Annotated in this window: 12 protein-coding genes and 1 pseudogene; 5 read left to right on the top strand and 8 right to left on the bottom strand. The window is 43.0% G+C overall.

Annotation, left to right across the window (positions count from 1 at the left end):
• Positions 1 to 33: 33 nt before the first annotated feature.
• Together QYT14_RS05950 and QYT14_RS05945 are read right to left on the bottom strand one after the other, a co-directional pair.
• The gene (locus tag QYT14_RS05950; RefSeq protein ID WP_288325026.1) at positions 34 to 2,067 is read right to left on the bottom strand and encodes a RagB/SusD family nutrient uptake outer membrane protein; all 2,034 of its coding nucleotides are present in this window, start codon (positions 2,065 to 2,067) and stop codon (positions 34 to 36) included.
• Positions 2,068 to 2,078: 11 nt separating this feature from the next.
• A complete protein-coding gene (locus tag QYT14_RS05945) occupies positions 2,079 to 5,279 on the bottom strand; it encodes a TonB-dependent receptor (protein WP_288325025.1) in 3,201 nt (1,066 codons plus the stop codon).
• 578 nt (positions 5,280 to 5,857) lie between these two features.
• On the opposite strand from QYT14_RS05945, the gene QYT14_RS05940 reads away from it, so the two are divergent.
• The 3 genes from QYT14_RS05940 (at position 5,858) to QYT14_RS05930 (ending at position 12,425) form a co-directional block, all read left to right on the top strand.
• A complete protein-coding gene (locus QYT14_RS05940) occupies positions 5,858 to 9,064 on the top strand; it encodes a TonB-dependent receptor (RefSeq protein ID WP_288325023.1) in 3,207 nt (1,068 codons plus the stop codon).
• A gap of 14 nt (positions 9,065 to 9,078) precedes the next feature.
• The gene (locus QYT14_RS05935; protein ID WP_288325022.1) at positions 9,079 to 10,839 is read left to right on the top strand and encodes a RagB/SusD family nutrient uptake outer membrane protein; all 1,761 of its coding nucleotides are present in this window, start codon (positions 9,079 to 9,081) and stop codon (positions 10,837 to 10,839) included.
• 194 nt (positions 10,840 to 11,033) lie between these two features.
• Entirely contained in the window at positions 11,034 to 12,425 is a 1,392-nt protein-coding gene (locus QYT14_RS05930; RefSeq protein WP_237039077.1) for an alpha-L-fucosidase, read from the top strand.
• A gap of 163 nt (positions 12,426 to 12,588) precedes the next feature.
• On the opposite strand, the gene QYT14_RS05925 is transcribed toward QYT14_RS05930, so the two are convergent.
• Genes QYT14_RS05925 through QYT14_RS05915 form a run of 3 tightly spaced genes read right to left on the bottom strand, consistent with a single transcriptional unit; the run spans position 12,589 to position 15,320 of the window.
• Complete coding sequence (locus QYT14_RS05925) at positions 12,589 to 13,056, bottom strand: hypothetical protein (protein WP_237039078.1); 468 nt, start codon at positions 13,054 to 13,056, stop codon at positions 12,589 to 12,591.
• A 45-nt stretch (positions 13,057 to 13,101) separates the two neighbouring features.
• On the bottom strand, positions 13,102 to 14,754 hold the full coding sequence (locus tag QYT14_RS05920; protein ID WP_288325021.1) for an AMP-binding protein: 1,653 nt from the start codon (positions 14,752 to 14,754) through the stop codon (positions 13,102 to 13,104).
• A gap of 11 nt (positions 14,755 to 14,765) precedes the next feature.
• Positions 14,766 to 15,320, bottom strand: coding sequence for a cupin domain-containing protein (locus QYT14_RS05915; RefSeq protein WP_237039080.1), 555 nt, complete (start codon positions 15,318 to 15,320; stop codon positions 14,766 to 14,768).
• 570 nt (positions 15,321 to 15,890) lie between these two features.
• On the opposite strand from QYT14_RS05915, the pseudogene QYT14_RS05910 reads away from it, so the two are divergent.
• Positions 15,891 to 16,016, top strand: a pseudogene (locus tag QYT14_RS05910) (pyridoxamine 5'-phosphate oxidase family protein); the annotation flags it as partial.
• Positions 16,017 to 16,153: 137 nt separating this feature from the next.
• On the opposite strand, the gene QYT14_RS05905 reads toward QYT14_RS05910, so the two are convergent.
• The 3 genes from QYT14_RS05905 to QYT14_RS05895 are packed head-to-tail and all read right to left on the bottom strand — an operon-like array spanning position 16,154 to position 19,526.
• Positions 16,154 to 17,452, bottom strand: a complete 1,299-nt coding sequence (locus QYT14_RS05905; protein WP_237039081.1) for an alginate export family protein — start codon at positions 17,450 to 17,452, stop codon at positions 16,154 to 16,156.
• Positions 17,453 to 17,469: 17 nt separating this feature from the next.
• The gene (gene ccsA / locus QYT14_RS05900) at positions 17,470 to 18,261 is read right to left on the bottom strand and encodes a cytochrome c biogenesis protein CcsA (protein ID WP_288325020.1); all 792 of its coding nucleotides are present in this window, start codon (positions 18,259 to 18,261) and stop codon (positions 17,470 to 17,472) included.
• Complete coding sequence (locus QYT14_RS05895) at positions 18,258 to 19,526, bottom strand: cytochrome c biogenesis protein ResB (protein ID WP_288325019.1); 1,269 nt, start codon at positions 19,524 to 19,526, stop codon at positions 18,258 to 18,260. The genes ccsA and QYT14_RS05895 overlap by 4 nt, the downstream gene beginning before the upstream one ends.
• Before the next feature lie 244 nt (positions 19,527 to 19,770).
• Here QYT14_RS05895 and QYT14_RS05890 point away from each other — a divergent pair, with 244 nt between their 5' ends.
• Positions 19,771 to 21,906: an ATP-binding protein gene (locus tag QYT14_RS05890; protein ID WP_288325018.1), complete on the top strand. Its 2,136-nt coding sequence runs from the start codon at positions 19,771 to 19,773 to the stop codon at positions 21,904 to 21,906.
• The last annotated feature ends 27 nt before the right edge of the window (positions 21,907 to 21,933 follow it).

Genomic DNA, 21,933 nt, shown 5'->3' with positions numbered 1-21,933 from the left:
GGCACGCCTTTTTATATTATAATAAATTCCGAGTTATTTTACCTCACCGGCACCCTGACCAGCCACTTTTGGCCAACCCGGATTCTGATAAATTACAGAACTGCTCAAATCTGTTTGATCTCCACCTGCTGTTTGACGGAATGCGCTTTGTGGCAATGGTGACAAATAATGTGCAGGAGTGAACTTATAGCCATTGAATACAGAGTTATTAATGCGGCTAATTTGATAAGGGCGGATATAAACACCACTTACAGCTTCACTTGAGATATTACCCGTACCACCATCTACGTCAACAATAACAAGATCCTTACCTGCATCATCTGTCCACGTACCTTCATATACAGAGCCCCAATAACGCATGCCTTCCACTTGATAACCATTGACTTGATCACAAGCTCTCCAACGTTTCAGGTCTGTCCAACGCATACCTTCACCAATAAATTCATTACGACGCTCACGACGGATATTGTATAATGTAGGATCCACTAACTGACCGTGAGAATATGCTCCAAAGTCGCCTTCCGCTTCCTTAGTCATATCAGTAGCAGCAATCGTTTTAGTATAATCAGGATCTACTTTCGCACGCGTACGCAGTGCTCTCCAATAATTATCAGCAGTACCGTCAATGCTTCCATTCTTTTCATAACAAGCTTCCATATAGTTTAACAAAGCCTCTGTACCGCGGAATATAATGCTACCGGTTGTTCCTTTATGATGCAAAGTCTGCATATAATCATTATAATGTTTACCTTTCTTTATAGCATAGCCAGTAACCATACGAGTTTCATTATTCCCTTTTACTACCCATTCCAAATCTACATAGTTGATAGTACCTGCAGAAGTGTAATTTTCGATATCACCATCTTTCTTTGTAAAAATCTGAATACGAGAATCACGATCTTTCAATGTAGCTGTAATACCTTCCTTTTCCCATTCAGGATCATAACCGGAACCAGCAGCATAAATAGGCAAACCATTACGCATCAAGTATGAATTAACCAAACCGCGTGTCCAACCTGAACCACCACCGTTGTTCTGTAACTGCATCTGAATATTATGAGTTACATTTTGTGATTCAAGATATTTGCGCCACATTAATACTTCACTATAATTCTCCATATCCTCATCACAGAACATTGTATAATAAGGATTCAGGCTAGCAAAGCTAGCGTTCATTCCTTCTGCAGCATCTGTATTATTCACTAGATTTCCAGCCAATTGGTCACCTACAACCTTAGCAGACTTCATCGCTTCATCCAGGAAATAATTGATTTCAGTATCAATGTTAAAACCATTCAAAGTAGAAGCATCGCCCGGCCAACCTTGTCCACCCGGAACAAATGCAGTACCTTTATGGTGTTTCAACCATGTTCCTTCATAAAGTGCCACGCGCGAGCGAAGTAAATAAGCCACGTTCTTACTGATACGATTTTTACCACCCGGAGCTTCATTCAACAAAAATTCCACTGCTTTATCCAAATCAGATAAAATAAAACGAGCCACTTCATGACGAGGACGACGTTTAGATGCCTCTATCAATGATTCCTGCTCATCAGTCAATACAGTCTCAATAATAGGGCAATCACCAATATTCTGCAATTTATCAAAATAAGCATATGCGCGAAGAACATACATTTCTCCTATATAGTGACGAATATTCGCTTCTGAACCGGAAATCTGTCCGGCTTCATATTTGGGCAACACCTCTTGAAAGAAATAATTGCAATCACGAATCTGGAAGAAGTTCCATGCGGCTCCTCTTTCATCATCACTGGTAGTCGAACCTACCTTCCATTCACCCGGCACCCAACGAGTGGAATAACCGGTTGCAGCCTGATTGTCTGTTGCATTATCATTTCCGAACACACTAATACCATAACTTCCCGGAGCTATGCAAGTAAAGAAGTTATATAAATTAATAGAATATGCTGCCAAATCCGCTTCAGCTGTAAAATAAGCAGCAGGAGTGACTGAGCTTTCGGGCTCTTTGTCCAAGAAATCGTTACAAGATGTAAAACCAGCAAGCGATACACCCAATAAGAATATATTTAAATATTTCAGTTTCATAGTCGTTTTTTTTAGAATGTTACACTTAAGCCAAGAGAGACTGTTTTTGACAATGGATAAGTTTTACCAAGATTCTCACCATATCCAGCACCAATCAATTCTGGGTCTGCTATACCGGTAAAACTGGTTATAGTCAACAAATTTTCAGCAGAAGCAAAAACACGCAAGTTTTCCACAAAGAATTTTTCAGTCAGATTCTTTGGTAAGGTATAACCCAAAGTCACGTTTTTCAAACGGCAATAAGCTGCATTTTGCAAGTAACGTGTTTGAGTATTGGTATTTCTAGAAGCTCCCCAGTCGGGACGTGGATAGTAAGCATTCGTGTGTTCAGGTGTCCAATAATCTTCATGTTCCTTGAAACCTAAAGCCTGCCATTTACCTGTACCAGTAGCCCCCCAGAATGTAGCACTTCCTGCCATATAATCACGCTTTAATGTTCCTTGGAAGAATACTTTCAGGTCAAAACCTTTCCATGCTGCATCTAAGTTCAAACCAAAGTTATAACGCGGAGTAGAGTTACCAATTACCTTAAGGTCTCCGTGATTGTCCAAAGTATATTCACCTCTATCAACTTTTCCGTCATTATTTAAATCAGCATACATAATATCACCTGCAGTCCAGTTGCTACCCAGGAAACTTTGGTCAGCATCAGCTAAATGAGCATCCATTTCCGCTTGTGAATTAGCGATTCCAACTGTAGTATATCCCCAAATATCCCCAAATACAGCTCCATCATAAACCGCAGAACCATTAGAGGTTATACCCAAGCTTTTTGATGGGTTAGGATATTTATCAATTATGACTTTATTGTCACTTAACGTCAAAGAAATACCATAATTAAAGTCGTTGATTCTATCACGCCAACTAACCTGCAAATCCCAACCTTTTGATGTCATATCCAAGTTGTTTACTTTCGGCTCTTTTGCTCCCAATACATCAGGAAGTTCCTGTGCCGGTCCTACCATATCATAAGTTTTACGTTGGAAATAACCGAATGAACCTGTCAAACGATTGTTAAATGCACCCCAATCCAAACCGATTTCCCAAGTACGACTTTTTTCCCAAGTAAGCAATGCGGAAACCAAAGAAGGTTGTCCTGCTGTATTCGGCTTTGTACCATTTACCAACCAATTTCCATTATTAGGCTTATAATTAATTGTAGGATAGAATGGGTACCAGTTATCTGTATTTTGGTTACCTAACTCACCCCATGAAGCACGAAGTTTCAAAGTATTAACCACATTGGTATAATCTTCCCAAAAGGCTTCCTGAGCAATATTCCAACCAGCCGAGAATGAAGGGAATACATTCCAACGATTGTCGCGAAGGAAGCGAGAAGAACCATCATAACGGATATTAGCTTCCAACAGGTAACGTCCTTTATAATCGTAATTCAAACGACCAAAGAAACCGGCAGTTGTCCAAGTATTATAATTACCACCTACAGTTGGAGTAGCACTTGTAGTATCTAACGTAGGTAAACCTGACAAGATACCATATTGTTGGGCAGTCATTGTACGCTTGCGGAACCATTCACTTTGAAAACCGGCCATTATCTTGAAATTATGCTCATTGAATGAACGGCTATATTCTGTAAAGATGTTCGGATTGAAGTAATTGCTCTTCAAATTGTATTCCTTCACAGCCGAGTTTGCGTTAAAATCGACAAACGGTTCATTATTTACATTGTAGCCATAAGTTGTTTGCCAATCCGTATGGTTATTATCATTATTGATACGATAGTTCAACTCTGCATTGATTACCCAACCTTCCAACGGAGTAATACGAAAAGCCAATTGCTGTGCCAATACATCACCCTGAGTTTTATATAGACCACCATTACTCAAACGTTCGATATATGACTCAGCTACATAATGTCCATTCGGGTCTGTTGTAGGAATAATCGGCCAATAACGACACATATTGTGATAGAATTCATCTGTTCCATTTACCATAACAGTCGGTGCCTGATAATCTGTACGGGTGAAGCGTGCACTATAAGTCATCTTTAACCATTTGGTCAGATTTGCATTAATTTTTGCAGTGATACCATAACGCTGCTTGTTATCATCACCATGACGCAAAATACCGTCCTGATCCAAAAAGTTCGCAGAGAAATAATACTGCATTTTATCTGAACCACCATTAATACTTAATGTATGTTCCTGAGAGAAACTATTGCCGAAATGTTCTTTCAACCAATCTGTATTGGCAATAGGCAAAAGGTCGTTTGCATCCCAAACTTCCCAACGATTATTACTGTTGGCAAACATTGTTTGCATGCTTGGATCACTTTGAGCAGCCTTAATCTGAGCTAATTTCGTTTCAGAAAACCAAGTACCGCCTCCCGAATTAATACTTGCAGCATTCATATAATTAGCCCAAGTATAAGAATCCATCATTTCGGGCATATTCAACGGTGAGTTAAAGCGGAAGCTGTTATTATAATTAATAACTGTTTTACCTTCCTTACCGCCTTTAGTGGTAACCAAGATAACACCACCTGCTGCACGCGAACCATAAATAGAAGAAGCAGAAGCATCTTTCAAGATAGAGATATTCTCAATATCTTGTGGATTCAATGAATTCAAATCGCCTTCCATACCGTCAATCAAAACCAACGGAGTTACAGAAGAACCAGCACCGATAGTACCGATACCACGAATATTCATTGTCTTGTTTGAATTCAGTGTACCACCACTACTAGCTGTAGAAAAGTTCATACCGGCTACAGTACCTTGTAAAGCATCTACTACCGAATTCACCGGACGAGAAGCAATTTCTTTAGCACCTACAGTAGAAACAGCACCTGTAAGGTTTACCTTTTTCTGTGTACCGAAACCTACCACTACTACTTCTTCCAAAGTTTGGGTATCATCTTCCAAAATAATGTTCAAAGGAGTACCGTTCCATTTCACTTCCTGAGTAACATAACCCACGAAAGAAATCTGGAGAATGTCTCCTTTATTAACATTAGGTATTGAGAAGTCACCGTCGATTCCGGTGATTGTTCCGTTAGTAGTACCTTTTACTACTACTGAAGCTCCAATGACGGTCTCGCCGGTTCCGTCTTTTACAATACCGGTACAAGCTCCGTTCTGCTGTGTGATTTTCACATCGGTTACGCTGGGATTGCTAACCGCATACGCTGCTCCGGTAGAGGCTCCCATCAGGAACAGCATCATACTGACTGATTTTAGTCGTTTTAACATAGCTGTGATTTTTAAGTGTTTATTGAAACTTATTAATAACCAACTGTACCAAGTTCTTTCAGAACTATGTTTTTCAATATAATTTAGATTAACGATGCAAATATATAATAATTTTAAAGAATGTAGCTTTCGAATAAAAAATATTTTGGTCTTCGGGTCGTTTTTTAACAAAGGTGAATTCCAAAGCTTGTGCTACAGAAATGAAATTAATGTTTATTTATGAATTAAAAGCTCTCTAAATCTTAAAAATACGATTCTATGAGAAAAACTTATAATTCTATAAGTAGAAACGTAGTAGAGCATTCTTGATATCAACAATGATTTTCTAATATAAGATGCTGTCAATAAATTTTATTGGCCTGTTGTACAGTGGGGTTAAACGTATTGTTAAGGTAGAAAAGAAGTAGAATTATATACATAAATCCATAGCCCAAATTCTCTAGAATGACTATTTGCACATTTTTATGCGTTTTCTTATCGTGCTTATATACAATGGCTTACAGTTTAACATAGTTCTGAAAGAACTTTATGATGAAAGCATTTAATTGAGTTTCAATAAACACTTAAAAATCACAGCTATGTTAAAACGACTAAAATCAGTCAGTATGATGCTGTTCCTGATGGGAGCCTCTACCGGAGCAGCGTATGCGGTTAGCAATCCCAGCGTAACCGATGTGAAAATCACACAGCAGAACGGAGCTTGTACCGGTATCGTAAAAGACGGAACCGGCGAGACCGTCATTGGAGCCTCAGTAGTAGTAAAAGGTACTACTAATGGAACAATCACCGGAATCGACGGTGACTTCTCTTTATCTAATGTCAATAAGGGAGACATTCTTCAAATCTCTTTCGTGGGTTACATTACTCAGGAAGTAAAATGGAACGGTACTCCTTTGAACATCATCTTGAAAGATGATACTCAGACTTTGGAGGAAGTAGTGGTGGTAGGCTATGGTACACAGAAAAAGGTAAACCTGACTGGTGCAGTAGCAATGGCGGAAAGCGATGTTTTGGAAGACCGTCCTATCGCTAACTTGGCTCAAGGTTTGCAAGGTGCCATTCCTAACTTGAACATTTCGTTTGCCAATGGTAATCCTAACTCAAGCACAAGTATCAATGTCCGTGGTCTTACATCATTGAATGGCGGTTCTGCATTAATCTTGGTAGATGGTGTGGAAACCAACGATATTTCTTTGCTTAACCCGCAGGATATTGAAAGTATCTCAGTGTTGAAAGATGCTTCTTCTGCAGCCGTATATGGTGCACGTGCAGCATTCGGCGTTGTATTGATTACAACTAAAAAAGGTAAGAAAGGAGAAAAAGTAACTTTCAACTATAACAATAATTTCTCATGGTCAGCTCCTTCACGCATGGCTAAAGGATTACCGGCAGACCAATGGTTACGCGCCATGAATGTGGAATCCAACAATACCAGCGGTACTCAATATTGGAGTGATGAATTGATTGAAGCTGTAGAAGCACGCATGAAAGACCCCAGTCTTCCTACTGCTTGGGAAAACACACAAGGAAACAAATTCACCGCCAACGGAGAATGGGCTTATGCCGGTAATACTGACTGGCTGGATGTACTGTTTAATGATGCAGCCTTCATGCAACAGCACAATGCCAGCGTTCGTGGTGGTTCTGAAAAGACCTCTTACTACGGTTCGGTAGGTTACAAAGGACAAGATGGTTTGCTGGCTTATGGAACAGACCATTTCAAACGTATTAATATGTCATTCAATTTCAACACTCAATTAACTAATTGGTTGGAAATCGGATTGAACGTAAAATACAATCGTAGCGAAGCTAACGAACCTAACTCTAATTTCTATACTTCAGAAGACCCTTATTATGAAGTATATCGCGCCATGCCGTTTGTTCCCGTTTATTTACCGGATGGAGACTTTGCAGGTGTAGCAGGTTCTAACTTCAACTTCAACATTGCGGGTATGTTGGCACAGGCCGGACGTACAAAGAATGTTTATGATGATATCTGGTATACAGGTTCTTTCAAATTAACTCCGTTCAAAGGACTCACTGTAAGAGGTGACTATACCGGAAACCGTTACTTCAGAACCACTCGTTCACACGAAAAGACTATCTATCAGAAGCAACCCGATGGCACTTCAATGTCAAAAGGTGACCCGAACGGTGTTTCACTGAGGAAGTATGACGATACTTATGAAGCATTGAACTTATGGGCAGAATATAAGAAATCTTTCGGCGACCACTCTCTTACCGCAATGGTAGGTTATAACCAGGAATCTAAAGAAACCAGTAATATGTATGGCAAGACAACAGGCTTGTTTGTAAATGATATCCCTGTTATCGACTTAGCCGGAACCAAGCAAAATCTGGAAGAAGAAGCAACTATCTGGGCTGTACAAGGTGCTTTCTTCCGTTTGAACTATGATTATAAAGGTAAATACTTATTGGAAGTGAACGGTCGTTATGACGGTTCTTCAAAATACGGTGAAAATGACCGTTGGGGATTCTTCCCATCAGCTTCTATCGGTTGGAGATTATCTGAAGAAAAATTCTTTGACTCTGCACGCAATATATTCGAAAACGTTAAACTCCGTGCATCTGTCGGTTCATTAGGTAACCAGGTTACTACAGGTAACTTCGACTACTTAAGCTCTATGGGCTTTGCTCAGCTTAACTACTTATTGAACGGTAAATTGGCAACCGGTATCACTCCTGCTTCATTGGCTTATAACAATGTAAGTTGGGAAAAGGTAACTACCGCCAACTTCGGTCTTGATCTGGGTCTGTTGAACAACCGCTTGACTGCTTCATTCGACTACTTTATCCGTTATACCAATGATATGGTCGTATCAAAGACTTATCCTGCAACAATGGGGTCTACCGGCGGTAAGGAAAATCTAGCCAACATGAGAACAAACGGTTGGGAACTTTCTTTGAGCTGGAAAGACCAAATCGCCAACGTAGGCGGCAGCCCATTGGATTACAACATCGGTATCGGCCTTTCGGACAGCTATTCAAAAATTACCAAATATGACAACCCGACCGGTTATCTGGGAGACTACTACGAAGGAATGGAACTGGGTGAAATATGGGGTTATGTCACTGACGGCTTCATTCAGGACAAAGCAGAAGCAGAACAACAGGCTGTTCGCCAAAAAGTAATTGCAACCACTTGGTTGCCAGGTGATATCCGTTACGCTGACTTAGACGGAAACGGTGCAGTTGACTACGGAAAGAATACATTAAGCGACCACGGTGACAAGAAGATTATCGGTAACAATACTCCGCGCTATCGTTTCAACATCAATCTGGGTGCATCATGGAAAGGCTTTGATATCCGCGCTTTGTTTGAAGGTACAATGAAACGCGACTTGTGGCTCGGTACAGGCAGTACCGGTATTTTCTGGGGATACTACGGACAATGGTGGAGTACATTGAATGAAACTCATCTAGACTATTGGACACCCGAAAATCCGAATGCCTACTATCCAACTCCGACCAACACAACTCGCAGCCGTCAAACTCAGACTAAATATTTGCAAGATGCTTCTTACATCCGTCTGAAAGATGTAACTATCGGTTATAACCTGCCACAAGCTTGGATTTCCAAATTCGGCATCGCTCAGTTGAGAGTTTTTGCAAGCGGACAAAACTTATGGGAAGCTACAGGTTTGTATAAATACCTAGACCCGGATGCAACAGGTAACAGAAAGAAAGATGGTGAAATGGAAGATCGTATGACCAAATACCCATTCTGCCGTACTTATTCATTTGGTATCAACGTAACATTCTAAATTCAGGAACGATTATGAAAAAAAATATATTATATATAGGTTTAGTAGCTTTAGCATTGCAAAGCTGCGATTATTTGGATCGCGAACCGCTGGATTCCATCTCTAAAGACAAATTCTTTTCAACAGCCGGTGCTGATGGATTACAGCAATATTGTAACAATCTCTATCCTAAATTGATTAAAGGGCATGGAGACCCACAATCTTACAACTTCGGTATGATGGAAGAAGATTTCAAATCGGACAACATTTACCCATGGGAATACAATACTACCAGCTTCGGTCTGCACGTAGCTCCTACCGGTGCTAAAGATACAGAATGGAACTGGGAATATATCCGTGCTTGTAATGACTTCTTAGCCAATTACGAACAGTCACAGGCTTCAGAAGCAGAAAAACATCGTTTTGCAGGAGAAATCTTATTCCTCAAAACCCTTGACTATTTCAACAAAGTGAAAACTTATGGCGATGTGCCTTGGTATGACAAAGTCGTAAATCCGGGAGACGAAGACTTATATAAAGCACGTGATTCCCGCACTGTGGTAGCAGACAATATGCTGAAAGAAATCGATCAAGCTATTGAGTGGTTGCCCATGAAATCGAAAGTGGATGTTACTCGCATTTCAAAAGATGCAGCATTGGCATTGAAAGCACGTTTCTGCTTGTTTGAAGGTACATGGCGTCGTTATCACAAGATGGAAGGAGATACAAAATTCCTGCAGGAAGCATACAATGCGGCCGGAGAATTAATGAAATCGGAATATGGCTACTCATTATTCCAGGGCAGTTCTCCTTCACAGGCTTATCATGAATTATTCATTCAGTCTGATTACGCAAACAATCCTGAAATCATCTTGTCTAAGGCCTATGACCCCAGCTTGGGTAAAGGTAATAACCTGAGCCGTCAGATTGGTGTAGGCGAAACCCCTCTGGGTGTCAGCAAAGACTGTATTGATGACTATCTGTGCGCAGAAACAGGATTGCCTATCACTCTTTGCAATTGCCCCGGACATAGCACACACACCGGATTATTGGCAGAGTTGAACAACCGCGACCCGCGTTTGCTACAGACAGTATGCTCGCCCGAAGCCGGTGAACACACCTATTATCTGAACGGACATCCAGCCAATATTGCCAACATTGTAAATACCGGTGCAGGCGGTTCATCTTCTACCGGTTATAGCATTGCCAAATTCTATAATGCAGCCGAACATTTGGCTGCTCACCATCAGGGAACATTGGATGCTCCGGTATTCCGTTTCGGTGAAATTCTGTTAATTCGTGCAGAAGCTGCTGCAGAACTGGGCACCATTTCTCAGACTGATTTGGATGCAACAGTCAATAAGCTGCGTGAACGCGTAGGATTCAACCACAAATTGACTATGACTCCGGCCGTTGATCCCAAACTGGAAACTGAATATCCGAATGTAAGTGCCAATAACGCAACACTGATTCGTGAAATCCGTCGCGAACGCCGTGTAGAATTATTCGGTGAAGGTTACCGCTTTGACGACTTGCGCCGTTGGGCATGCGGTAAACGCCTAGATGCTTCTGTTGCACCCCGCATGGGTATGATTCCTGATGCAACTCTTTATTCTGCTGAAAATATCGCCACTATGCAGAATGTATTGGGTACAAACAACCAAGGTGAACTTGACATTTACAGTAAACGCGTAGACACACAGGCAAGATTTGAAGATCCGAAGAACTACCTGTTTGCTATTCCGACTAATGAAATCTCTATCAACCCGAATCTGACACAGAACCCGGGATGGTAATTGATACATTATAATCTATTGAGAAATGCCCGGGAAGCGAATAATGCTTTCCGGGCATTCTTTTTTTGTTTTCCACCCAATTATTAAATTTCTATCCTCTTTTCTTGCTCGCCAAATAAGAAAACCTTACCTTTATCAACCCTTAAACGGAAATTAAACGCAAACAAAACAATAAACACTAACTCATAACAGTTATGTATAACCTCAAAAAACTAATAGTATGCATGGCTGGAGCAGCGTTCGCCCTGAACCTCCACGCCCAACAAGTACAAGGCTTTGTCCACAAGCAGTCAGAAGCAACCGATTATGTATGGCCTACCGACCAACAAGTGTTGGCCAAACTGGACAAATGGCAAGACCAGAAGTTCGGAGTCCTGTTCCATTGGGGTCTTTACTCCGTTCCGGGCATTGTAGAATCATGGTCGATATGCTCGGAAGACGTCGACTGGATTTCACGCAAGAAGCCTTTACCCTACAATGAATACAAAGAATGGTACTGGGGCTTGAAAGATTCGCTCAATCCGGTCAACTTCAATCCCGAACAATGGGCGGATGTAATGCAGGATGCAGGTATCAAGTATATGATATTCACCACCAAGCATCACGACGGTTTTTGTACTTTCGATTCCAAATACACAGATTTCTCTATTGCACACGGAGCCTTCAAGGATAATCCGCGCAAGAACGTGGCTTACCATGTATTCGATGCTTTCCGTAAGAAGGGCTTCATGATGGGATGCTATTTCTCTAAACCCGACTGGCATTGCGAATGGTTTTGGAATCCTTATTTCGCTACCCCCAACCGTAATATCAATTACAAGAAAGACCGCCATCCTGACTGGTGGAAGAATTATCAGACCTTTACCCGCAATCAGCTGAACGAACTGATGTCTGACTACGGAAGTTTCGATATCCTTTGGCTGGACGGCGGCTGGGTGAAAGGCGACGACATCGGCCTGGACGATATTCTGGCACAGGCACGCCGGAAGCATCCGGGATTGATTTCGGTAGACCGCAGCATCAGGGGAAAGAACGAAAACTACCAGACGCCCGAACGCGGTATCCCCGAAACACAGCTCGACTATCCGTGGGAAAGTTGCATCACACTGAGCAATGATTGGGGATGGGTGCCAAATGCTCCGTTCAAATCGCCGCAGAAGGTAATCAACATATTGAGTGAAATCACTGCCAAAGGCGGCTGCCTGCTATTGGGTGTAGGGCCTACCCCTGACGGTATCATCGAAGAGGAAGTGACCAAGCGTCTGCATGAGGTGGGAGAATGGCTGCGGGCAAATGGCAAGGCTATCTACAACACCCGAATCACTCCCATTTATCAGGACGGACACACATGGTTCACTGCCGACAAAGACGGACAGACACTCTATGCCATCTATGCATTGCCCGAGGGAGAAACACTGCCGGAAACGATAGAATGGACAGGAAATCTTCCAAAAGGCAAGATGAAAATGCTAAAAGGAAACAGGAGCGTGAAATATACTTGCAAGGACGGCAAAGTGAAGGTGTCACTCCCCAAAGGTATCAAGAATGAACCTATTGCATTGCAATTTAAAGTAAAGACTAAATAAGAACTATAGAGGGGGGGCAATTTATCAGCAATGAGAAAAGCCATATCATCACTCGAGAATCGAGTTGGATATGGCTCTCTTTTATACTTGTCAGTTATAAGAAGCAACTTTTAGAGTGGACATCTTGGTTTTGGCATACCTCCTAAAGCAAAAAAACTTTTGGTTATTCTTCCATCACAAAACTTTTCAGGATAGCCTCAGCCTCCGCTTTATGCCCGGCCGAATAAATGATGGAAATATAAAATGCACTTCCCGCCGCCTTGGTCATCAGGCAGGCATAGCAACAATGGTCATTCTCACATTTGCCATCCATTGAAACGCCATAGAATTGCTCCAAGTCAAAGGCTTTGACAGCAGTCTGATTCTCCACGCCATCATCATTGGCATAATCCCGAAGCACCCCTTTCAGGTCGTCCTTCGTGATGCCGTCAGAGTCCAAAGCCTGGACAGTGATATAAAACTTACTATCATTCAACAGGAAAGTTTCCTCCGTATCCTCCTCCACGGCAATATCCTTCGGCACCTTGAAAGTCAGTCCGTAGGCAGTCCATGTTATGGGAGACAATGCCTGTGCGCCTGCCGACAGGCAGGCAGTCAGACACAAAAATGCAAAAAACAAAATTCTTTTCATCTTTTACTTCGTTACGAATAAAACTCCGCCCGACGCACAAGTCGGTTATTTATCTTTATCACGTATCTCCACGCGACGAATCTTACCACTGATAGTCTTCGGAAGCTCTTCTACAAACTCTATCACACGCGGATACTTATAAGGGGCAGTCACACGCTTCACATGGTCTTGCAATTCCTTAATCAGTTCGGGGCTTTCCTGTCCTTTGTAGTTCTTGGAAAGAACGATGGTCGCCTTTACCACTTGTCCGCGCACCTCGTCGGGAACACCCGTAATGGCACATTCCACCACTGCAGGATGAGTCATCAGTGCACTTTCCACTTCAAACGGGCCTATACGGTAACCGGAACTCTTGATAACATCATCCGCACGTCCCACAAACCAGAAATATCCGTCTTCGTCACGCCAAGCCACATCACCGGTATAATAAATGCCGTCGTGCCAAGCATCTTCTGTCAGCTCGGCCGCCCGATAATACTCTTTGAACAACCCCAGCGGCTTGCCTTTTGACGTATGGATGACAATTTGTCCCTGTTCACCGTCTTCTGCCGAACGACCGTCAGGAGTCAGCAAGTCAATGTCATACTGCGGGTTGGGCACGCCCATGCTGCCCGGTTTCGGGTCCATCCAAGGGAAGGTGCCCAATGTCAACGTCGTTTCCGTCTGTCCGAAGCCTTCCATCAGCCGGATACCGGTTATCTTCTTAAACGTCTCATATACAGAATAGTTCAACGCTTCTCCGGCAGTGGTGCAATATTCCAAAGAAGACAGGTCATACTTACTGATATCTTCCTTTATCAAGAAACGATAGATGGTGGGAGGAGCACACAGTGAAGTGATATGATAGTCCTGAATCTTTCCGAGGATATCGGCAGGAGTAAACTTCTCATGGTCGTAAACAAAGATATTTGCACCCACAATCATCTGTCCGTAGAGTTTTCCCCACACGGCCTTTCCCCAGCCGGTATCAGCAATCGTCAGATGCAGGCTGTCGCGGTGCAGGTTATGCCAGAAACCGGCAGTTACGATATGTCCCAACGGATAAGTAAAGTCATGCGCCACCATCTTCGGCTCGCCGGTAGTTCCCGATGTAAAATACATCAGTGAAGTATCCTCATTGGTATTCGGATGTTCGGGTCTTACGAACGGAGCCGCGTTTTCTATCCCCTGATGAAAATCTTCGAAACCTTCGGGAATTCCGGGACCGACGCTGACCAGCTTCTTTACAGAAGGAGAATCAGGCATCGCTTCTATGATATGTTTGGTGATTACATCCTCGCCTGCCGCAACAATCATCTTAATATCGGCAGCGTTACAACGATACACAATATCTTTCTTGGTCAACAAGTGAGTGGCAGGAATCACCACCGCGCCCAATTTGTGCAGGGCGATAATGGAATACCAGAACTCATAACGGCGTTTCAGTATCAACATCACCATATCACCGCGACCGATGCCCAGACTTTGGAAATAAGATGCCGTCATATCGGTATATTTTTTCAGGTCGCCATAGGTGTATTGTCGGGATTCACCTTTATCGTTGGTCCACAACAAGGCTTTCTTGTCGGGTTCCTCAGCAGCCCAAGCATCAACAATATCATAACCGAAATTAAAATTTTCGGGAACCTTGATTTTCAGGTTCTTTATAAAATCCTCTTGTGAGGTAAAAGCGGTTTGTTCTAAGAATCTTTCTACCATACTCTTACAATTTACATAATTACTGCCAGGAACTTCACAGTCTTGCCATCCAGTGCCATCATGCCGTGAGGCTGAGCAGAATCAAAGTAAAGGCTGTCACCCGGGTTCAAAATAAGTTCTTTTCCGTTAATGTTAAGCAACATACGTCCTTCTATCACCAGGTTGAACTCTTGTCCTTCGTGTGAATTGAAATAAATAGGCGTATCTTCGGGCTTCGGTTCTACGGTAACGATGAACGGATCTACTTTGCGTCCGCGGAATCCCGATGCCAATGATTCATATTTGTATGCTTTGGTACGCTCCACTGACACCCCTGTGCCCCAACGGGTCAAGAAGTAAGCACTCATTTTAGGTTCTTCACCAAACATCAGCACATCCAGTGCGATGTCATATTTGCGGGCAATCTTCTGCAAAGCACTGACTGATATATCTTTCTCACCGCTTTCCATACCCAAGTATTCTTCCACCGTGAGCTGGCAACTTTCGGCCACCTCTTGGGGAGTCAGTTCCAAAACGTCTCTCAATCCCTGAAGACGTTCGGCTATTTGCTTTATTTGGTCACTCATAATCTTTAGATTTAGGGTTCAAAGATAATGAAGATTTAATTAATCCTAGCAAAATTTCAAGAAGTTTCTAAGAAAACTATCTATTAGACAGTAAAACTGCACAATATCATTCTACATGAGCAAGAATAGGCATTTAAGAAGGTAGCTGCCTTTCGGATAGTTTCAAATGAAAGTATTCGCATCGGATAGCAGGAAATAATGACATGTAACCTACAAAAAATACATTATTGGGCAAAAATGAGAGCAATGCTCTCACCTTTCCAAGCGTCTCTCCCCGCATCTCTCATACCTGAAAGGCTTTATACATCGGATTTTCAACAACACGAGTGAGAGAATGAGAGATAAAATACATTCTAACTGTTTTGCGCAGAGGATTACTGAAGAAGAAATAGTAAGAGTCAATGGAGAAGACTATATTAAACAGACAGATATGTTACATGCCGCAAGGAGAGTGTCCAGTAAAACTTAACCCAATAGTAGCCATCCGCCCAATGATTATTAGGTTATCTCCCTTATTTTCATTTTTTTTGTATCCGAACGAAAGGAAAAATAATAATAAATTATACCAATGAACAGTACTCACCCGACGACAAAACTGTCGGCGCTAAATATGCCGAGAAATCTTTTCACCGGACAGAAATTATCTGTCTGGATATAGAAACGATAAGCGGAAAGGGAAAAACAGTACGTTCTTGATAAAAAAGAAATCCTCTCCTATGCTACATTTCCATTGAAGCAGATGGAGGGGTGCCAAAAGTCCGACAGTCCCCCTCCACTAGTCTCGGATGACAGAATGATAGGCTGTTTCAGTTCAGTGAGGGCTCTTCATCAGATTACCATTTAGCAAAGAAGAGTTTCGGATTGATATTCAAAGAAACCCATCCCCAGTCCTGCCAACTGCTATGATTACCGCCTTTCACTGCATCCATGGTCTTGGTTCCCAACATGAATGAATAACCGGCTGACAGTTTCACGTCTTTCATAATGCTCCAATCCACCTGAGTATCTATTTCGGAGCCTAATCCTTTGCTCAGCTTCTCCCCGCCGAGCAACGGCTTCTGTGCCGCACTGAAATAATGATAATTCACCTGCAATGCAACTTTCGGCGATGCCTTGAACGCTAGTCCGATGCGATTGTCCCACAAGCCGGGAGCCGATACACCCTGCACCCATGAAGAAGCATAGAAATAATCCATGGCTCCATAGAACTTATGATGGGTGCCGTAAAGCGGGTCGAAGGCCTTGTTCTTGTCACCTTCTTCCTTGTTGCCACTCAGGTAATCACTACCGACGGTAACCGACCACGCTTTGTCTATCTTATAAGAAGCGACCACACTCCACATATAGGCGGAGACATTCTTTGAATTCATATTCTTATCGGGCTTGCTCTTTCCCGACTGATAATAGAAAGCGCCGTTCAAATTCCAATTGCCCGGATGAAAAGTCAGATAGGTGCCCATGGTCTGCATATAGCGGCTCTTCGCCTTTTGCTCGTCACCGGCTTCCCAACCCAGATTCATAAACAGCAGGGAGGCTTCAAACGGAGTGGCCTTTGCTTTATAGTGATACCATGCTGTCTGCATGCTCTTATAAGGCTGCCCGATGGCATTGTAGTAAGTTCCTGCATATTTCTCATCATTCTGATTGAAGGCCAGAATCAAATGAAGTTGGTTGTGCTCATCCCGATAGCCTAGTTTCAGGGCATCGTGATAACGTCCTGCTACATTCCAATCCAATCCGCCCAAAATGCGTTCGTCATCATAAGAAAGCGTCTGACGTCCCAAGCGAGCAAAGAAACCGTTCTTTGAAGTTAACTCAGCCCAAGCCTCATTCATGATGAAACGGCCGTTCTTGTCAATCTGAGGATCTTGTCCCCACACTCCCACGTGCTGGGCAGATATTTTCATGCTCAAACCCGTGCGTCTGTATTCCATAGAAAGGCGGGCGCGATTGTTGATGAAGGAGGCAGAAGGCTCCCCTTCCTCACGAGGAAGTAATGCACCGTTACGGTATTCAGCACGCGGACGAATCTGTGCGGACATACTAAACTCATTTTCCTTATTGTCATCCTGCGCATACGTCAGGCCGGGAAGCAAGAGTAAACTTGCCGCCAATAGTCTAAAATGTTTCATCGCTTTATTCTTTTAAATTAGTTCAGATTATATGTGTGTACACTCACTCCTTGCGCCGAGGGCAGGTAATTGATGCCATACCAGCACATTTGGAGCAGCACGAATGCCACAAGTGAGATAATCAATGCTTTCTTATAGTCGGCGGGGCATCTCAAGCGGAAATGGATATAGGCCAGATAGCCAAACCAAGTAGCTGCCGCCCAAGTCTCCTTCGGATCCCATGCCCAGTAATGTCCCCATGCTTCTTTGGCCCATACTGCCCCGAAGAGCATTCCCAAAGTCATAAAGGCAAGTCCCACACAGATTAGATTATCACATAAATCGAGTTCTTGCCTTCCAGGTGTTTTCTTCTTGAACCATAGCAGGTAGACCGCCATCACTGCAGCAGCCCCCAGCATGGCGTATGCAAACATATATACAATGACGTGAGGAGCAAACCATGGGCTTTGAAGCGCGGGCATCAACGTCTTATTATGAATTTCAGGTTTAAACAGATTGATGCAGATAAAGACTAATGACAGAATGAAGCTGAAACTCAGAATCCATTTGTACTTCCAACGGAAGTAGGTTATCAGTCCTGCCAAGGGCAGGAAAAAAGAATACCACAAGCGTGTCTCTCCCATTGTGCGCATGGGCGGTCGCTCCAACGATATCCACATCAAGAGGATAAAGGTGAAGAATATCGCCTGCCCTGCCAATGTAAAGCCGTAAACCAATGCCTTGCGTTTTCCTTTCCAAGCGGCAAAAGCGCCGATTGCCCAACAAATCAGAGCAACAATGGCAAAGAAAATGAAATAATCCCAACTCATGAGTGTGCCTCCTTTCTTTCTTCAGCCTGTCCGGACTTTCTTCTCCCCAGCTGGGCGGTGGTAAACAAACAGACGGCACCGAGAATCATCATGCCGATACCGATATAGACATAAGGTAGCCAAGGGTCGCGCACTAATTCAAAGACGCTGATGTTACTCCATCGTCCTTTTGTTTCATCGTAACTCAACTGATAGATTTTCCAACCGTCTATTTCGTATGGTTTGTTGACTTCTATCGTGCCCGATTCCTGCTTACCGCTTTCTGTGTACAGGGTCACATCCGAAGCAAAACGTTGCGGTTCGCGTTCGGGCATCACCATACTTATCCGGTCATTCAGTTTCAGGGCTTTGTAGGGAAACATAAAACTACCGCAGCTCACCCACCCCTCTTTGGTTTCATGGGTTTTGCGGTTCTTTGCTTTCAGATAGATAGCATACGTTGCCCCCATCGAACGAAACTCGGTGAAACGAAGGGTATCTTCCGTTGCCACCGAAGCCGCTTCGGGGATGGACTGCGTGATATTCAACTCCCAGTCCAGCAGGTCGCCATGCGACACTCCTTCTTCCAACAGCACATGGGCAGGAGCGTCTTCGGGTAATACCTTACCGGTGGCATTGTCAATCAACATAAGCTTAGGAGGATATTCATCGATGGTAAAGTCGTTGAGTTCGATAGCCAAAGGAAGTTCCACCAAATTTTGATTTTCTTCATCTTGAGCACGCCATTCAGTATTGCCCAAAGAGGTGGTCATACGAAGGCGCTGCATATCAGCATTGCCCAAAGTGGCGGCAACCAATGCTATAAAAAGTCCGACATGGTTAAGCAGAAAGGGAATTTTTTTCCAATGAAAGGGAAAGGTAGAACGAAGAATGGCCATCCCCAATGACAGACTCATCCATATATATAGGAGTACGAAAGGCCAAGAAGAGAGCATTTGGGTAAAAAGCCCCTCCACCGCATCAATGGCATGATGCGAAGGAACCTGCTTCACCAATCCCATCAGGACAGTGGCTACCACTACCCAAAGCAAAGAAAAAACGGCAGCCGTATAATGACTCAGCCAACCAAATACATAGACCTTCTTCCGCAGGGCATTCATTACTCCCAACAGAATCAGGAAAGCTGCCAATACGATTACATTCACCGGAAAGGCAATCCAGTCCCATTCTATTTTACCGACAGTTGCCTGTAACAGAATTCCTGTTACAAGCAGACCGGCACCAATCATGATACCTTCTCTCAACTTCCAAGGTTTATTCCACATAGTTCATTCCTTATCATTCCGGCCCTTCCTCTTCTTTAAGAAACAGAACCGAACCGCAAAGCTACCATTTCCGAACGTCTTTCCAAAGTATTCGGCATATCATTTCCATCACCGTTGTTTTCCACTCTTCGGGATGTACCGGACCATGCTTGGCACCCTCTGAATACCTCATCCTAAAGAAAAAGTACTTTTATAGTATTAATTATAAAAGAATTGCTACTTTTGTAAAACACACACGTAGGATATGAAGAAGGTTATTGAACGTACAATCAGAATTTTATTGGCTGAAATATTTCTTTTCTGCCCGATAATGATGAGTCAAAACAATCCTTATAAAATAAACGACCAACTCTTTTCTTATTATCAGAAATGTACTCGCTCCATCAAACAGCCCAAAGTATTGCTCATGGCCGACACACTTTTCCACCTAGCCGAACAAAAGGGAGACGTGAAAGCGCAATGCCTTGCCAAAAACCTGAAATCCGACCATTACTATTTCACCGACAACATCACTGCACTCCTGAAAGAGAAGGAAAAAGTGGCAGACTTTGCACGCAAGACCCCTTATAAACAATACATATTCGGCGCATGGAACCGGATTATTACTTACTACCTACGCAACTGGGAATATGATGCCGCCCTCAGCGAACTGAAAAAATACCAAAACGAAGCCTTACGCCTCAACAATTCTTACGGTATCGGGCAAAGCTATATACAAATGGGAGATGTTTACTTTCAGCAGAAAATGCCGCAAATCGCCGTTCAGCAATACCAACAGGCAGTGGATTATTACAAATCGGTGGGGAAAGACAATGAATTATATTATCCCTATTATACCTTGGCAGCCAGCTATATCAATCTAAACGATTATAAAAAAGCAGAGGAATACACATTAAAATCTATCGAATTATCTCCTAATGACAAAGCCAAAGCCAGCGCACATATCAATTTATTACGCATCTATACTAGAACCAAAGAGTTCGAAAAGGCAAAAGAAATTATACCTATTTTAAAATCTTATAAAAAGAATGATGTCTTGCAGACAGGTACTCTACAAAACTATTACATCATCATGGCTACATATCTTATGCACACCGAAAAATATGAAGATGCCATGACCTATAGCGATTCTATCAGAAACCTACAAATTCAATGGGAACTGAAAAGCCGGATTTATGAAAAGATGAAAGACTTTGAAACCGCCTATACTTACCAACTGAACAGTGCATTGATGCGCGATTCATTGTCGCAAGCACGCAATAATGAACTTTTAGCTGACTACAACGCCCGTTTCAACAATCAAAAACTGGAATTGGAAAAGAACCGGCTGACGCTTCAAAATACGGAAATGCGCCTCAGCCAACTACAAGACCGGGAAAAGATGATGATGCTGGAAAAGGAACAGACACGCATCGAGCTGGAGAACCGCAACTTGCAGTTGAAGCAACAACAAACAGCCATCGAACTGCAAAAAGCCGAAACACAAAAACAACGTCTGGAAGTCATACATAAACAAGAACAGTTGCAACGCATCAAGATGGAGCAAGAAGCCAATGAGCACAAAGCCTGGGTTATATTCTCCATTTTGATATTGATTTCCGGCTTCTCCTTCATATATGCACTCACACGCAGACAGCATGCCAAGCATTTAAAGGTAGAGAAAGAAGCTGCAGAAAAAGCACGGCGGCAGGCAGAAAAAGCAGACAAGCTGAAATCGGCTTTCCTGCAGAATCTCAGTCATGAAATCCGTACGCCTCTCAATGCCATCATCGGTTTTAATGATTTGCTGAACGATGCCGATGCGGAATTCAGCGAAGAAGAACGGAGCGAACTACTCGGCCATCTGCACACCAATACCAATTTATTGCTTACATTGGTAAATGACGTGCTCGACCTAAGCAAACTGGAAAGCGGTAACTATAACATCTCTTTAACTAATGTCGTTTTGCCCGAACTGTGCCAATCTACTTTGGCAGGTGTGGCACACAGAGTGGCCGAAGGCGTCAGACTGGAACTGAAGCAACCCGATACGGAAATCATCCTGAATACAGACGCGCAACGCCTGCAACAGATTTTGACCAACCTATTGGTCAATGCCTGTAAATACACTTCCCAAGGCAGCATCACTCTAGCTTATGAGATAGCAGGGCACTCTATCATTTTCTCTGTTACCGATACCGGCAGCGGCATTGATAAAGAAAAAGGTGAATTGATTTTCCAACGTTTCGAAAAGCTGGACAGCATGAATCCGGGCTTCGGACTCGGTCTGAGTATTTGCCGGAGCCTCGCTACCCTGTTGGGAGGTAAAATCTATCTGGATACACAATACACCGGAGGTGCAAGATTTGTTGTGGAACTCCCCTTACAGCCTCCGGCATAACGACTCCCTATTCTTTTCTATAAATTT

Origin of the sequence: uncultured Phocaeicola sp., assembly GCF_948499155.1 — a bacterium.
Lineage (GTDB): Bacteria > Bacteroidota > Bacteroidia > Bacteroidales > Bacteroidaceae > Phocaeicola > Phocaeicola faecalis.
Note: the sequence above shows the minus strand (reverse complement) of the source record. Positions and strands in the feature narration are given on the sequence as shown.